Consider the following 13,603-nt stretch of genomic DNA (forward strand, 5'->3'; position numbering starts at 1 on the left):
CCCCCCGCCCCGGCCCCCCGGCGCCGCCCGAAGCCCCGCGCCCGAACCGCCCCGCCGCACCCCGCGCACCGGACTCCGACCGCTCCCCCGCGTCCACGTCCACCCCCCACGGCAAGCGCCGCGACGCCGACCGCCACCCCGGCGCCGCACACGGCCGACGCGGCGACGCCGACGGCCACCCCCGCACCGCCGCCCCCCACCCCGCGGACCCCCCGCGCTCCCCGCACTCCCGCCCCCGCGACCCCGCCCCGTACCGCAGCAGCAACGCCCCCGTACCCGGCACCGACCACACCCCGGACCCGGCGCAGAGCCTCACCTTCGTACCGGACGCCCACGCCGACGCCGCCGACCGCGTCCCGCAGCACCACTCCGGCACGGCGGACCGCGTGCTGCCCCTCGGCACGGGCATGACCCTCACCGGCCTCGGCCTGGCGTACATCGCCCTCCGCCTCCGCCGCCGCTGACGTGCGCCCCGCCCACCCCGGCTACCCTGCGCGAATGGACCCGGCCACATCCCCACCCACCCTCCTCGACGCCCCCGCTCTCGCCGCCGCACCCCGCCTCGCCGCCGGCTTTCCCGCCGCCGCCCACCGCATCCTCGCCGCCCTCGTCCGCGACGGTGCCGCGCTCGGCTGGCTCGACCCGCCGACCCCCGAGGACGTGGCCGCGCTCCTCGACGACGTGCTCGCCGCCGCCCGCGCCGGCGACGCCGCCCTGCGGGCCGCGTACCTCGACGACCGGCTCCTCGGCCTCGGCTACTGGCTCCGCTACGCCCGCCCGACCCACCGCCCCCACGCCGATCTGGAGAAGCTCGCGGTGGCCGCCGCCGCGCACGGCCGTGGGGTCGGCCGGGCGCTGACGGCCGCGCTCGTCGCCGACGCGCGGGCCGCCGGCATCGAGGTCCTCACCCTCGACGCCCGCGGCGACAACGACTCCGCCCTCCGCCTCTACCGCTCGCTCGGCTTCACCGAGTACGGCCGCCTCCCCGCGTTCGTGGCCGTCGGGGAGCGCCGATACGACAAGGTCTTCTGCATGCTGGACCTCCGCCACCCGGGCCCCCACCCGATCTCCCGCCCGGGCACCCGCCCGAGCCCTCACCCGAGCCTCCGCCCGAGCCCTCGCCCCAGCAGCCGCCCGACCTGACCGGACGCTCTCCATCCCCACCGCTCAAGATCCCGATAGCCCTGCCACCACGCCCGTGCGCGACAATGGACACATGAATACTCCGAGCAACGAGCGGCCGCCAGAGACCCCCCAGGTGGTGGTGGTCGGACCCGACGGCATGGCACGCGGGACCGTCGCGCCGGGTGACGGCGGCGCGGACGAGGAGGCCCGCGAGGTCCCGCTGACGGACAAGGTCGAGCAGCCGGCGAAGGTCATGCGCATCGGCAGCATGATCAAGCAGTTGCTGGAGGAGGTGCGGGCCGCGCCCCTGGACGAGGCGAGTCGCGCCCGGCTCAAGGAGATTCACGCCAGCTCGGTGAAGGAGCTGGAGGACGGCCTCGCCCCCGACCTGATCGACGAGCTGGACCGGCTGACGCTGCCGTTCACCGACGAGACGGTGCCGACCGAGGCGGAGCTGCGCATCGCGCAGGCGCAGTTGGTCGGCTGGCTCGAAGGGCTCTTCCACGGCATCCAGACCACGCTGTTCGCGCAGCAGATGGCGGCGCGGGCGCAGCTGGAGCAGATGCGCCGGGCGCTGCCGCCCGGCGGCCTCGGCGGCGACGAGCAGGGCGAGGTCGGCCCGGAGCACGGCCGTACCGGCGGCCCGTACCTCTGACCGGACTGTCCAACCGATCGGCCGACCGATCTGCCGGGCCGAACCGTCTGAGCTGCCTGACCGATCCGTCCGCCCGACCGATCCGTCCGCCGCCCGCCCGATCCACCCGTCCGCCCGACCGATCCGCCCGGCCCGGGCCGGTTCCGTACCGCGGTACGGAACCGGCCCGTCGCCGTCTACAGCCCGGCGGCCTGCCGGTTCACTGCGCGTACCCCGTCGCGATGACCAGCTCGATCTTGTCCTTCGACGGGTCGAAGTAGTCGTCGTACTCGTCGAAGTTCTGCTCCAGCACCGTGTCCTTGCCCCACAGCGCGTCGGGCTCCTCGTCCACCTCGTACGACCACTGCGCCGCGCGCATGCACTCGCGCACCGACTGGTAGTCCTTGAAGGTGAAGTCCGGGACGCGGATCAGCTTCTCGTTCTTGGGGTCGGTCAACGGTTCCGTGCAGCGGGACTTTTCGATGGTGCGGGAGCGGTCCGGCGGGATCAACTTCCCCTCGCCGTCGTCCCCGCCGGTGTCCCCGCCGCTGTCTGCGCCCGGGTCGGTGGTGGGGTCGTTCTGCTGCGTCTGGTTGCTCTTCTTGGCCTCGGGGTTGCCGTCGTCGCCGCCGTTGAGTGCGATGACGATGATGGCCGCGGCCAGCACCGTGACGGCGATGACGACCGTCAGGGCGATGACCGCCACGTTCCGGTTGCCCCCGCCCCCGGCACCGCCCCCGCCGCCCGGTCCGGCGTGCGGCCCGCCGCCGTGCGGCGCGGGGCTGATCGTGTACGGCGGGGGCGTGGAGTACCCGTGCTGCGGCTGCCCCGGGGCCCCCGGACCCCCCGGCCCCATCGGTGTCCCCGGCCCCGCCGCCGGCTGCGCCGGGCCGAAGTTGCCCTGCTGCACCGGCTGGTACGGGGTGGGGGCGCCGCCCGGGGGCGGCGAATGGTACGGGTTGACCGGCGGGAACACCGCCGAGCCGACGCCCGCGCCCGAGTCGCGCGCGTGCTCGCCGCCGATGACGGACGGCATCGCGCCCGGCGGCGTCATGCCGCCCGCCTGGCGCACCGCCTCGCGCATCTCCTCGGCGCCGCTGAACCGTTCGTTCGGGTTCTTCGCCAGCGCCCGCGCCACCAGCGCGTCGACCACCGGCGGCACCGTCACGTTGATGGACGACGGCGCCGGCGGCGGCTCCTGCACGTGCGCGTACGCGATGGCCAGCGGCGAGTCCGCGTCGAACGGCAGCCGGCCGGTCAGCAGCTCGAAGAGCATCACGCCCACCGAGTACAGGTCGGAGCGGGCGTCCACGCCGCGGCCCAGGGCCTGCTCGGGGGAGAGGTACTGCGGGGTGCCGACGACCATGCCCGTCTGCGTCATCGACGTGACGCCGGACTGCACGGCGCGCGCGATGCCGAAGTCCATCACCTTGACCTGCTCGCGGCGCGTCATCATGACGTTACCCGGCTTGATGTCGCGGTGGACGAGGCCCATCTCGTGGCTGGCGTCGAGCGCGGCGAGCACGTCGGCGGTGATCCGCAGCGCCTTCTCCGTCGGCATCGCGCCGAACCGCGCCACGTCCTCGTCGAGCACCGAGCGCAGCGGGCGGCCCTCGACGTACTCCATGACGATGTACGGCACGGGCCCGCCGGCCTCGCCCCCGGCGCCGGCGAAGCGGTCCTCGCCGGTGTCGAAGACGGAGACGACGTTCGGGTGCGACAGCCGGGCGACGGCCTGGGCCTCGCGGCGGAAGCGCTCGCGGAAGGAGTCCTCGCGGCCCAGCTCGGTGTGCAGCGTCTTCACCGCGACCTGGCGATCGAGCACGCTGTCGTGGGCGAGGTGGACGGAGGCCATGCCGCCCGTGCCCAGCAGGTCGAGGAGCTGGTAGCGGCCGCCCCCCACGGATCGACCGGCGTAGTCGTCCTGGCCGCCGTGCTCGGTCATGCTGGATTCTCCCCCGGGTGCCGGCTTGATGCTGAAAGTCTGCCTCAGGGAGAGGAGAGGTCAAGCGGCTTGCCCGTTCCGTGACCACCTGCCCCCTTGCGGTGTCCCTTTGCACCCCCTTTACCCACCGCCCGTCCACACCCTCACCACAAACCTCACCGCAACCTTCGGCACCCGCGTTGGCGCGCACCCCTCCCACCAGCCGGGCCTGTCCGGGATTTGCGTACGGGCCCCCCGACCCGGTTGCATGTTCCGTTCAGCGGGATCCGGTAAGTCAGGGGCAGGAGGTAGCGTGCCCCCTACCGGATGGACCACGAGACGACGAGACGACGAGACCGACCGAACCACGGCGAGGAACTGATGTCACAGACGGAGCCCCCCGAGGAGCCGTCGGCGAACGGGCCGGGCCGCGGCGGTATGGCTGACTCGCCGGAGAACTGGGGCGTGGGCGGGCTCGTCGGAGACGGCCGCTACCGCCTCACCCGCCGCCTCGGCCGCGGCGGCATGGCCGAGGTCTTCGCCGCGGAGGACGTGCGCCTCGGCCGCGAGGTGGCGGTCAAGCTGCTGCGCAGCGACCTCGCCGAGGACCCGGTCTCCAAGGCCCGCTTCACGCGCGAGGCGCAGTCGGTCGCGGGCCTGAACCACCACGCGGTCGTCGCCGTGTACGACTCGGGCGAGGACCAGGTCGCCGGCAGCACCGTGCCGTACATCGTCATGGAGCTGGTCGAGGGCCGGACGATCAAGGAGCTGCTGACCGGCGCCGAGATCCCGCCGCCCGACCAGGCGCTGCTGATCATCTCGGGGGTGCTGGAGGCGCTGGCGTACAGCCACCAGCACAGCATCGTCCACCGCGACATCAAGCCCGCGAACGTCATCATCACCACCACCGGCGCGGTGAAGGTGATGGACTTCGGCATCGCCCGCGCGCTGCACGGCGCGGCCTCCACGATGACCCAGACCGGCATGGTCATGGGCACGCCGCAGTACCTCTCCCCCGAGCAGGCGCTCGGCCGCGCCGTCGACACCCGCTCCGACCTCTACGCCGTCGGCTGTCTGCTGTACGAACTGCTGACCGGCCGGCCGCCGTTCGTCGGCGAGACCCCGCTGTCCGTCGTCTACCAGCACGCGCAGGACAACGCCGTGCCGCCGTCCCAGATCAGCGGGGCCCCGCCGCCGGAGCTGGACGGCCTGGTCATGCGCGCGCTGGCCAAGGAGCCCGAGGACCGCTTCCAGACCGCCGACGAGATGCTCGGCCTGCTGCAGTACGCGCTGCGCATGCTGCGCGACGTCGGTCCGCACACCGGCACGTGGGACACCGGCGCGGTCGCCGTCGGCGGTACGCCGCCGATGGGTACCCCGGGCGTCGGCGCCACCGCGGCCACCACCGCGCTGGCCTCCGCGAGTGGCGACACCCCGCAGCGGCCGCTGCTGCGGGGTGCCGGGCCGGACGACGGCGGCTTCGAGCCCGGCCCGCGCCGGGCTGGCCGCGGGCGCGGGAAGGTGTGGGCGGTGGCCGCGCTGGCGGTGGCCGCCATAGTGCTGGGCGTGGCCTTCGCGCTGAGCGGCGGCGACGAGGAGGACCCGAAGAAGGCGCCGCCGTCGCAGACGACGCAGTCCCCGTCTCCGACGAAAGACAGGGAGACGGAGGAGGACTCGCCGTCGCCGACGGAGGAAGAGCCGACGTACGAGGAAGAAGAGCCCACGTACGAGGACACCGAGGAGCCGCCGCCGACCAACTCGACGACGGACATGCCGACCGACCCCTCCAGCCCGACCGGCTCGCCCTCCGAACCGAGCGACGACGTCGGCGGCACCACGAGCGAGGGCAGCGGCAGCACGACCGACGGCGGCACCGACGGCGGCGAGACCGGTGAGACCACCGGGGAGACGACGGGCGAGGCCGACGGCGGCGAGACCGACGGGGAGACGACGGGCGAGGTCGACGGCGGCGGTGAGGCCGCGGGCGAGACCGTGCAGGGCGGTAGTACGGCGAACGGCGGCAGCACAGGGGGCTGAGGCCCGGGCGCTGCTGCCCCGTCGCGGGGGGCGTACGCATGCGCTACCCGCGCCCACCAGCGCGCTGCCTGCCGAACCGCGCTTCCACCCGCCGCCCCGGCCGCACCGGTGCCGGTGCCGGTGTCGGGGGTTTTCCCCGACCCCGCCCCTTCCCGAAACTCGGGGGCTGCGCCCCGAGACCCCCGCGGGGCTGCGCCCCAGACCCCCGCCGGGCTGCGCCGGACCCGCTCGGGGCTGCGCCCCGGACCCGCTCGGGGCTGCGCCCCGGACCCGCTCGGGGCTGTGCCCCGGACCCGCTCGGGGCTGTGCCCCGGACCCGCTCGGGGCTGTGCCCCGGACCCGCTCGGGGCTGTGCCCCGGACCCGCTCGGGGCTGCGCCCCGGACCCCCGCCGGGCTGCGCCCCAGCCCCCCCGGCTACCCCTCCCGGTCGCCCTGCTGCGCCTGCCGGCGCGCGACGTACGCCGCCGCCTGCGACCTGCGTTCCATGCCCAGCTTCGACAGCAGGCTGGACACGTAGTTCTTGATCGTCTTCTCCGCCAGGTGCAGCCGCTCACCGATGGCCCGGTTGGTCAGCCCTTCGCCGATCAGATCGAGGATCCTGCGCTCCTGGTCCGTCAGCCCGGCCAGCTTCTCGTCGTCCCGCCCGCGCCCGCCGTCGCGCAGCCGCTCCAGCACCCGCGCCGTCGCGACCGGGTCGAGCAGGGACTTGCCGGCGGCCACGTCCCGTACGGCGGTCAGCAGCTCGTTGCCGCGGATGGCCTTCAGCACGTACCCGGACGCGCCCGCCATGATCGCGTCGAAGAGCGCCTCGTCGTCGGAGAACGAGGTGAGCATGAGGCATTTGATGCCCTCGTCCCGGGAGCGGATGTCCCGGCACACCTCCACCCCGCTGCCGTCCGGCAGCCGCACGTCGAGCACGGCCACGTCCGGCCGTACCGCCGGGATGCGGACGAGCGCGTCGGCCGCGGTGCCGGCCTCGCCGACGACCTCGATGTCCGGCTCGGCCTGCAGCATCTCGTGCACCCCCCGACGGACCACTTCGTGGTCATCGAGCAGAAATACAGTGATTTTTCCATCTATACTCACGGGCCCAGTCTCACATACTGGGTCTTCCCGTGCTCACGGCCGCCGGGATAACGTGCCAGTGTCCCGGCAGCCTGCGAGGCTGTGACCAGTGGACCTGCTGCCGACGAAGCGCTCCCGGCCCCCGCATTACTAGGAAATCAAAGCAAAACCGCAGGTCAGGCCGCTTCGCGAAGCAGCGCACCACTGTGTAACGTGCCTGCCAGTGGGAAGGATGCCGGGCGCCTGTCACACCCGACCCCCGTCGGTGCACCCACCCCGTGCACCTGTGGAACCGGGTGAGCCGCCCTCCGCTGCCGCGGGGGACCCGAAGGCCACCGGCGATCCCGGGGGCCGGAGAGACGTCAGGAGAGACCGTGACCGAGAGCACTGCCGCGCGCGAACCGCGCCGCAGCAGCAAGCGCACCAGCGGGAGCGACGGCGGGAGGGCGGGCGCGAGCGCGTCCGCGACTGCGGCGCCCCCGGCGCCCGCGAAGAAGGCACCCGCGAAGAAGGCCGCGGCCAAGAAGGCAGTGAAGACCGCGAAGACCGTGAAGGCCGCCGCCAATAAGGCACCGGCGAAGAAGGCACCCGCCAAGAAGGCACCCGCGAAGAAGACGGCCGCGAACAAGACGGCCAGGGCAGCCGTCGGGAAGACCGCGGCCACCGCCGCCCACCCCCTGCCGCCGCCGCCCGCCGGCGGCGACTCCGAGCTGGTGCAGCTGCTCACCCCCGAGGGCGAGCGCGTCGAGCACCCCGAGTACGCCGTCGACCCCGGCCCCGAGGAGCTGCGCGGCCTCTACCGCGACATGGTCCTCACCCGTCGCTTCGACGCCGAGGCCGTCACCCTGCAGCGCCAGGGCGAGCTGGGCCTGTGGCCCTCGCTGCTCGGCCAGGAGGCCGCCCAGGTCGGCTCCGGCCGGGCGACCCGCGAGGACGACTACGTCTTCCCCACGTACCGCGAGCACGGCGTCGCCTGGTGCCGCGGCGTCGACCCGACGCTGCTGCTCGGCATGTTCCGCGGCGTGAACAACGGCGGCTGGGACCCGAACAGCAACAACTTCCACCTCTACACGATCGTCATCGGCTCCCAGACGCTGCACGCCACCGGCTACGCCATGGGCGTCGCCAAGGACGGCGCCGACTCCGCCGTCGTGGCGTACTTCGGCGACGGCGCCTCCAGCCAGGGCGACGTGGCCGAGTCGTTCACCTTCGCCTCCGTCTACAACGCCCCGGTCGTCTTCTTCTGCCAGAACAACCAGTGGGCCATCTCCGAGCCCACCGAGCGCCAGTCCCGCGTCCCGCTCTACCAGCGAGCCGCCGGCTACGGCTTCCCCGGCGTCCGGGTCGACGGCAACGACGTGCTCGCCGTGCTCGCCGTCACCCGCAAGGCGCTGGAACACGCCCGCTCCGGCCAGGGCCCGATGTTGATCGAGGCGTACACGTACCGCATGGGCGCCCACACCACCTCCGACGACCCCACCCGCTACCGCAGCGACGACGAGCGTGCCGCCTGGGAGACCAAGGACCCGATCCTGCGGCTGCGCACCCTGCTGGAGCGGGAACACCTCGCCGACGAGGCGTTCTTCGCCGCGCTCGACGAGGAGAGCGACGCGCTGGCCAAGCGGGTGCGCGAGGCCATCAGGACCATGGCGGACCCGGATCCGATGGCCATCTTCGAGAACATCTACGCCGACGGGCACGCCGTGGTGGACGAGGAGCGCACGCAGTACGCGGCGTACCAGGCGTCCTTCACGGACTCGGCGGACTCGGCGGAATCCGCGGACGAGGCGGGCGCCGCCGCCGGGAAGGGGCACTGACCATGGCGGTCGAGAAGATGGCACTGGCCAAGGCGCTCAACGCCTCGCTGCGCACGGCCATGGAGGACGACGCGAAGGTCCTCGTCCTCGGCGAGGACGTCGGCAAGCTCGGCGGCGTCTTCCGCGTCACCGACGGACTGCAGAAGGACTTCGGCGAGGAGCGGGTCGTCGACTCGCCGCTGGCCGAGTCCGGCATCGTCGGCACCGCGATCGGGCTGGCGCTGCGCGGCTACCGGCCGGTGGTGGAGATCCAGTTCGACGGGTTCGTCTTCCCCGCGTACGACCAGATCGTCACGCAGCTCGCGAAGATGCACGCCCGGGCGCTGGGCACGGTCAAGCTGCCGGTCGTCATCCGGATCCCGTACGGCGGCGGCATCGGCGCGGTTGAGCACCACAGCGAGTCGCCGGAGGCGCTGTTCGCGCATGTGGCGGGGCTGAAGTGCGTCTCGCCATCGACGCCCGCGGACGCCTACTGGATGCTGCAGCAGGCCGTCCACAGCGACGACCCCGTGATCTTCTTCGAGCCCAAGCGGCGCTACTGGGACAAGGGCGAGGTCAACACCTCGACCATCCCCGGGCCGCTGCACGAGGCGCGGGTCGCCCGGGAGGGCACGGACGTCACGCTCGTGGCGTACGGGCCGATGGTGAAGACCTGTCTGGAGGTCGCCGCGGCGGCGGCCGAGGAGGGCACGTCGCTGGAGGTCGTGGACCTGCGCTCGATGTCGCCGATCGACTTCGACACCGTGCAGCGGTCGGTGGAGAAGACCGGCCGGCTGGTCGTCGTGCACGAGGCCCCGGTGTTCTACGGCTCCGGCGCGGAGATCGCCGCGCGCATCACGGAGCGGTGCTTCTACCATCTGGAGGCCCCGGTGCTGCGCGTCGGCGGCTTCCACGCGCCGTACCCGCCGGCGAGGCTGGAGGAGGAGTACCTCCCGAACCTGGACCGGGTGCTCGATGCCGTCGACCGCGCGCTGGCGTACTGAAGAGGGAGCGTGTCCGTGACCATGAGCAACACAGCGCGCCTCCGCGAGTTCAGGCTGCCCGACGTGGGCGAGGGCCTGACGGAGGCGGAGATCCTCAAGTGGTACGTCCGGCCGGGCGACCCCGTGCACGACGGCATGGTGGTCTGCGAGGTGGAGACGGCCAAGGCGGCGGTCGAGCTGCCGATCCCGTTCGACGGGGTGGTGCAGGAGATCCGCTACGCCGAGGGCGACACGGTCGACGTGGGGACGACGATCATCGCGGTCGACACGGAACCCGGGGCCGCCCCCGGACCCGGTGGGACCGGGGCCGGCGGGGGCGCGGGGTCCGCAGGACCTGAGGCCGGAACGGAGGGGGCCGCCCCCGGACCCGGGCTCGCCGGGGGCCAGACGGCCCCGGCCGCCCCCGCGGGCGGTGCGGCCGGGCCGAGCGGGGCTCCGGGCTCCGGAGCAGGCGGGGCCGGTGCCGGGTCCGCAGGACCCGCGGTCGGCGGCCCGGGCGGGGCCGGTGCCGCGCCCTACGCGCCCACCGGCGGCGGCGAAGCCGCCGAGCCGGGCGCCGGTGGCGGCGCCAAGCGGGAGCCGGTGCTCGTCGGCTACGGCGTGGCGCAGAGCCCGACGAAGCGCCGGCCGCGCAAGCCGCAGCCCGGCGCCGAGCAGGCGGCGGCGTCCGCGGCGATCCAGGGCGAGCTGAACGGCAGGGCGGCGGTCCCCGGTACGTCGCCGGCGCCGCAGGCGCCGGGCGGCGCCCCGGCCGTGGCCCCCCAGGCCCCCGGTGGCCGGGCCGGTACCGGGGCGGGCGCCCCGGAAGGTGCCGCGTCACCCGGACCCTCGCCGGCGCCGCAGGCGCCCGGCGTCCCCGGCGCAGCCTCCGCACCTGCCTCCGCTTCCGCAGCCGCCGCCGCGGCACCCGCCGCGCCCGCGGCAGGCGGCGCCGCAGCCGGCGGTCGCGTCCTCGCCAAGCCGCCCGTACGCAAGCTCGCCAAGGACCTCGGCGTCGACCTCACCGCCGTCGTGCCCACCGGCGACGGCGGCGTCATCACCCGCGACGACGTGCACGCCGCCGCGGCCCCGGCGCCGACGGCACCGGAACCGGCACCGGCCGCGCAGCCCATACAGCCGGCGCCACAGCCCACACCCGCCGCAGAACCCGCCGCGGAACCCGCGGCCGGCACCCGCGAGACCCGCATCCCCATCAAGGGTGTCCGCAAGGCCACCGCCCAGGCGGTGGTCACCAGCGCCTTCACCGCGCCGCACGTCACGGAGTTCGTCACCGTCGACGTCACCCGCACGATGAAGCTCGTACGGGAGCTGAAGGAGGACCCCGACCTCGCCGGGCTGCGGATCAACCCGCTGCTCCTCGTCGCGAAGGCCCTGCTGCTCGCGATCCGGCGCAACCCCGAGGTGAACTCCGCCTGGGACGAGGACCGTCAGGAGATCATCCGCAGGCACTACGTGAACCTGGGCATCGCCGCCGCCACCCCCCGCGGCCTGATCGTGCCGAACATCAAGGACGCGCACGCCAGGACGCTCCCCGAGCTGGCCACGGAGCTGGCCGGGCTGGTGAGCACCGCCCGGGAGGGCAGGACCACCCCGGAGGCGATGCGGGGCGGCACGGTGACGATCACCAACGTCGGCGTCTTCGGCGTCGACACCGGCACGCCGATCCTCAACCCCGGTGAGCCGGCGATCCTCGCCTTCGGCGCGATCAAGCTGCAGCCGTGGGTGCACAAGGGCAAGGTCAAGCCGCGGCACGTCACGACGCTCGCGCTCTCCTTCGACCACCGGCTGGTCGACGGGGAGTTGGGCTCGAAGGTGCTCGCGGACGTCGCGGCGGTCCTGGAGCGGCCGAAGCGGCTGCTCACCTGGGGCTGACGCCCGTACGGCAGCGCAGGCGTCAACGCCCCCGGCCCCCTTGGAACCCAAGTCCAAGCGGGCGCCGGGGGCGTTGACGTAAGTACAGATAAGCCTCCTGTCCGCATCGCGGACGGCCGCGGCGTACGCATACGTGTTGTATCTATGCTGTGCGCATGCCCCCGAGCCCCGCCGCCCCGGCCAAGCCCGCGCCCGCCGCCGACCGCGTCTACGCCCACGTCAAACAAGGCGTGCTGGAACGGCGTTACGAAGGCGGCACGATGCTCACCGAGGGCGAGCTGGCCGAGGCCGTCGGGGTCTCCCGCACCCCCGTGCGCGAGGCGCTGCTGCGGCTGCAGGCCGAAGGGCTGCTGGAGCTGTACCCGAAGAAGGGCGCCTTCGTGCTGCCCGTCTCCGCGCAGGAGATCGCCGACGTCGTCGAGACCCGGACGCTCGTCGAGGAGCACGCCGCCCGCCGCTCCGTACCCGCGCCCGCCACGCTGCTCACCCGGCTCGAAGAGCTGCTGGAGGAGCAGCGCCGGCACGTCGAGGCCGACGACCGCGCCGCCGCTGCCGCCACCGACCGCTGCTTCCACGCCGCGATCGTCCGCAACGCCGGCAACGACATCCTCGTCCGCCTCTACGACCAACTCCGCGACCGCCAGCTCCGCATGGGCGTCGCCCTCATGAACGCCCAGCCCGGCCGCATGCGCCGCTCGCTCGCCGAGCACGCCGAGATCCTCCAGGCCCTGCGCAGCGGCAGCGCCGACACGGCCGCCGCGGCGGTGCACGGCCACGTCGCCTCCGTACGGGACCTGCTGCGCGGAGACGTGCGGTGACCGCCGGGGGCGCCACCCGCGCCGCCGGCTCCCGGGGCCTGCCCGGCGACCCGCCCGGCGGACTGACGGCCGCCGCCGTCTGGAGCCTCGGCGTCTCCGTCTACTTCGTCGCCGTCACGTACCGTACGAGCCTGGGCGTCGCCGGCATCGACGCCGCCGAGCGCTTCGACGTCGGCGCCTCCGCCCTCTCGGGTTTCTCCATCCTCCAACTCCTCGTCTACGCCGGGATGCAGATCCCCGTCGGCCTGCTCGTCGACCGGTTCGGCACCCGCCGGGTGCTGGCGACGGGCATCGTGCTGTTCACGGCGGGGCAGTTCGGCTTCGCGCTCTCCGGCACGTACGGCGCGGCGCTCGCCTCCCGCGCGCTGCTCGGCTGCGGCGACGCGATGACGTTCATCAGCATCCTGCGGCTCGGCGCCCGCTGGTTCCCCGCCCGCCGCGGGCCGCTGATAGCGCAGCTCGCGGGGCTCGTCGGCATGGCCGGCAACCTCGTCTCGACGCTCGTACTCTCCCGCCTGCTGCAGGAGTTCGGGTGGACCCCGACCTTCGCCGGCAGCGCGGCGGCCGGCGCGCTCATGCTCGTGCTCGTCCTCCTCTTCCTACGGGACCAGCCCCGCGACTACGTCCCGCCGCCCCCCGAGGACCACCACGGCGGCGGCATCCGCCGGCAGATATCCGGCGCCTGGCGGGAGCCGGGCACCCGGCTGGGCTTCTGGGTGCACTTCACCACCCAGTTCCCGGCGATGGTCTTCCTGCTGCTGTGGGGGCTGCCGTTCCTCGTCGAGGCCCAGGGCGCCAGCCGCGCGGAGGCCGGCGAACTGCTGACCCTGCTGGTGCTGTCCACCATGGCGGTCGGCCTGGTCTACGGCCAGCTCGTCGCCCGGCACCACGCGGCGCGGCTGCCGCTGGCGCTGGGCACGGTGGCGGCGACGGCGGCGGTGTGGGGCACGGTGCTGGGCTGGCCGGGGGAGCACGCGCCGGGGTGGCTGCTGGTGGTGCTGTGCTGCGTGCTGGGGGCGTGCGGGCCGGCGTCGATGATCGGCTTCGACTTCGCCCGCCCGGCCAACCCGCCGGAGCGGCTGGGCACGGCGTCCGGCATCGTCAACATGGGCGGCTTCTCGGCGTCGGTCACGACGCTGCTGGCGGTGGGCCTGCTGCTGGACGCGACGGGCGACCGCTACGGCGTCGCGTTCGCGAGCGTCTTCGTCCTGCAGGCGCTGGGGATCACCCAGATCCTGCGCCTACGCACACGGGCCCACCGGCGCGAACGCGAACGCCTGGTGGCGAGCCGGGTATCGGCCGTCCACGTACCCGCCTAGCCCCGGGC

General features: G+C 74.1%; 10 protein-coding genes and 1 pseudogene. 9 read left to right on the forward strand and 2 right to left on the reverse strand.

Annotation, left to right across the window (positions count from 1 at the left end; genetic code table 11):
• From T328_RS34570 to T328_RS34580, 3 genes and pseudogenes are all read left to right on the forward strand, one after another.
• Window positions 1–464: pseudogene (locus tag T328_RS34570) on the forward strand (hypothetical protein); the annotation flags it as partial.
• Between the two features lie 34 nt (window positions 465–498).
• Window positions 499–1,143 carry a GNAT family N-acetyltransferase gene (locus T328_RS34575; RefSeq protein ID WP_496500225.1) on the forward strand — a complete coding sequence of 215 codons (645 nt, stop codon included), beginning with the start codon at window positions 499–501 and terminating at the stop codon, window positions 1,141–1,143.
• A gap of 73 nt (window positions 1,144–1,216) precedes the next feature.
• Window positions 1,217–1,780, forward strand: a complete 564-nt coding sequence (locus T328_RS34580; RefSeq protein ID WP_496500226.1) for a bacterial proteasome activator family protein — start codon at window positions 1,217–1,219, stop codon at window positions 1,778–1,780.
• Window positions 1,781–1,979: 199 nt separating this feature from the next.
• Here T328_RS34580 and T328_RS34585 read toward each other — a convergent pair whose 3' ends face one another.
• Window positions 1,980–3,704 carry a Stk1 family PASTA domain-containing Ser/Thr kinase gene (locus T328_RS34585; RefSeq protein WP_496500227.1) on the reverse strand — a complete coding sequence of 575 codons (1,725 nt, stop codon included), beginning with the start codon at window positions 3,702–3,704 and terminating at the stop codon, window positions 1,980–1,982.
• 360 nt (window positions 3,705–4,064) lie between these two features.
• Here T328_RS34585 and T328_RS34590 point away from each other — a divergent pair, with 360 nt between their 5' ends.
• A complete protein-coding gene (locus T328_RS34590; protein WP_496500228.1) occupies window positions 4,065–5,720 on the forward strand; it encodes a protein kinase domain-containing protein in 1,656 nt (551 codons plus the stop codon).
• A 415-nt stretch (window positions 5,721–6,135) separates the two neighbouring features.
• Here T328_RS34590 and T328_RS34595 read toward each other — a convergent pair whose 3' ends face one another.
• Window positions 6,136–6,807, reverse strand: coding sequence for a response regulator (locus T328_RS34595; RefSeq protein WP_496500229.1), 672 nt, complete (start codon window positions 6,805–6,807; stop codon window positions 6,136–6,138).
• Window positions 6,808–7,160: 353 nt separating this feature from the next.
• Here T328_RS34595 and pdhA point away from each other — a divergent pair, with 353 nt between their 5' ends.
• The 5 genes from pdhA (at window position 7,161) to T328_RS34620 (ending at window position 13,595) form a co-directional block, all read left to right on the forward strand.
• Window positions 7,161–8,603 (forward strand): pyruvate dehydrogenase (acetyl-transferring) E1 component subunit alpha, encoded by a 1,443-nt coding sequence (pdhA, locus tag T328_RS34600; protein ID WP_496500230.1) that lies wholly within the window; start codon window positions 7,161–7,163, stop codon window positions 8,601–8,603.
• Between the two features lie 2 nt (window positions 8,604–8,605).
• Window positions 8,606–9,586 (forward strand): alpha-ketoacid dehydrogenase subunit beta, encoded by a 981-nt coding sequence (locus T328_RS34605; RefSeq protein ID WP_496500231.1) that lies wholly within the window; start codon window positions 8,606–8,608, stop codon window positions 9,584–9,586.
• Between the two features lie 21 nt (window positions 9,587–9,607).
• Entirely contained in the window at window positions 9,608–11,458 is a 1,851-nt protein-coding gene (locus tag T328_RS34610) for a dihydrolipoamide acetyltransferase family protein (protein WP_496500232.1), read from the forward strand.
• Between the two features lie 155 nt (window positions 11,459–11,613).
• Window positions 11,614–12,276, forward strand: coding sequence for a GntR family transcriptional regulator (locus T328_RS34615; protein ID WP_496500233.1), 663 nt, complete (start codon window positions 11,614–11,616; stop codon window positions 12,274–12,276).
• Window positions 12,273–13,595 carry an MFS transporter gene (locus T328_RS34620; protein ID WP_496500234.1) on the forward strand — a complete coding sequence of 441 codons (1,323 nt, stop codon included), beginning with the start codon at window positions 12,273–12,275 and terminating at the stop codon, window positions 13,593–13,595. The genes T328_RS34615 and T328_RS34620 overlap by 4 nt, the downstream gene beginning before the upstream one ends.
• The last annotated feature ends 8 nt before the right edge of the window (window positions 13,596–13,603 follow it).

The organism is Streptomyces sp. CNX435 (assembly GCF_059570575.1).

Excerpts from the sequence above, each read along its gene's own strand:
- T328_RS34575 (WP_496500225.1), top strand. The coding sequence starts at position 499 with ATGGACCCGGCCACATCCCCACCCACCCTCCTCGACGCCCCCGCTCTC.
- T328_RS34580 (WP_496500226.1), top strand. The coding sequence starts at position 1,217 with ATGAATACTCCGAGCAACGAGCGGCCGCCAGAGACCCCCCAGGTGGTG.
- T328_RS34585 (WP_496500227.1), bottom strand. The coding sequence starts at position 3,704 with ATGACCGAGCACGGCGGCCAGGACGACTACGCCGGTCGATCCGTGGGG.
- T328_RS34590 (WP_496500228.1), top strand. The coding sequence starts at position 4,065 with ATGTCACAGACGGAGCCCCCCGAGGAGCCGTCGGCGAACGGGCCGGGC.
- T328_RS34605 (WP_496500231.1), top strand. The coding sequence starts at position 8,606 with ATGGCGGTCGAGAAGATGGCACTGGCCAAGGCGCTCAACGCCTCGCTG.
- T328_RS34610 (WP_496500232.1), top strand. The coding sequence starts at position 9,608 with ATGAGCAACACAGCGCGCCTCCGCGAGTTCAGGCTGCCCGACGTGGGC.
- T328_RS34615 (WP_496500233.1), top strand. The coding sequence starts at position 11,614 with ATGCCCCCGAGCCCCGCCGCCCCGGCCAAGCCCGCGCCCGCCGCCGAC.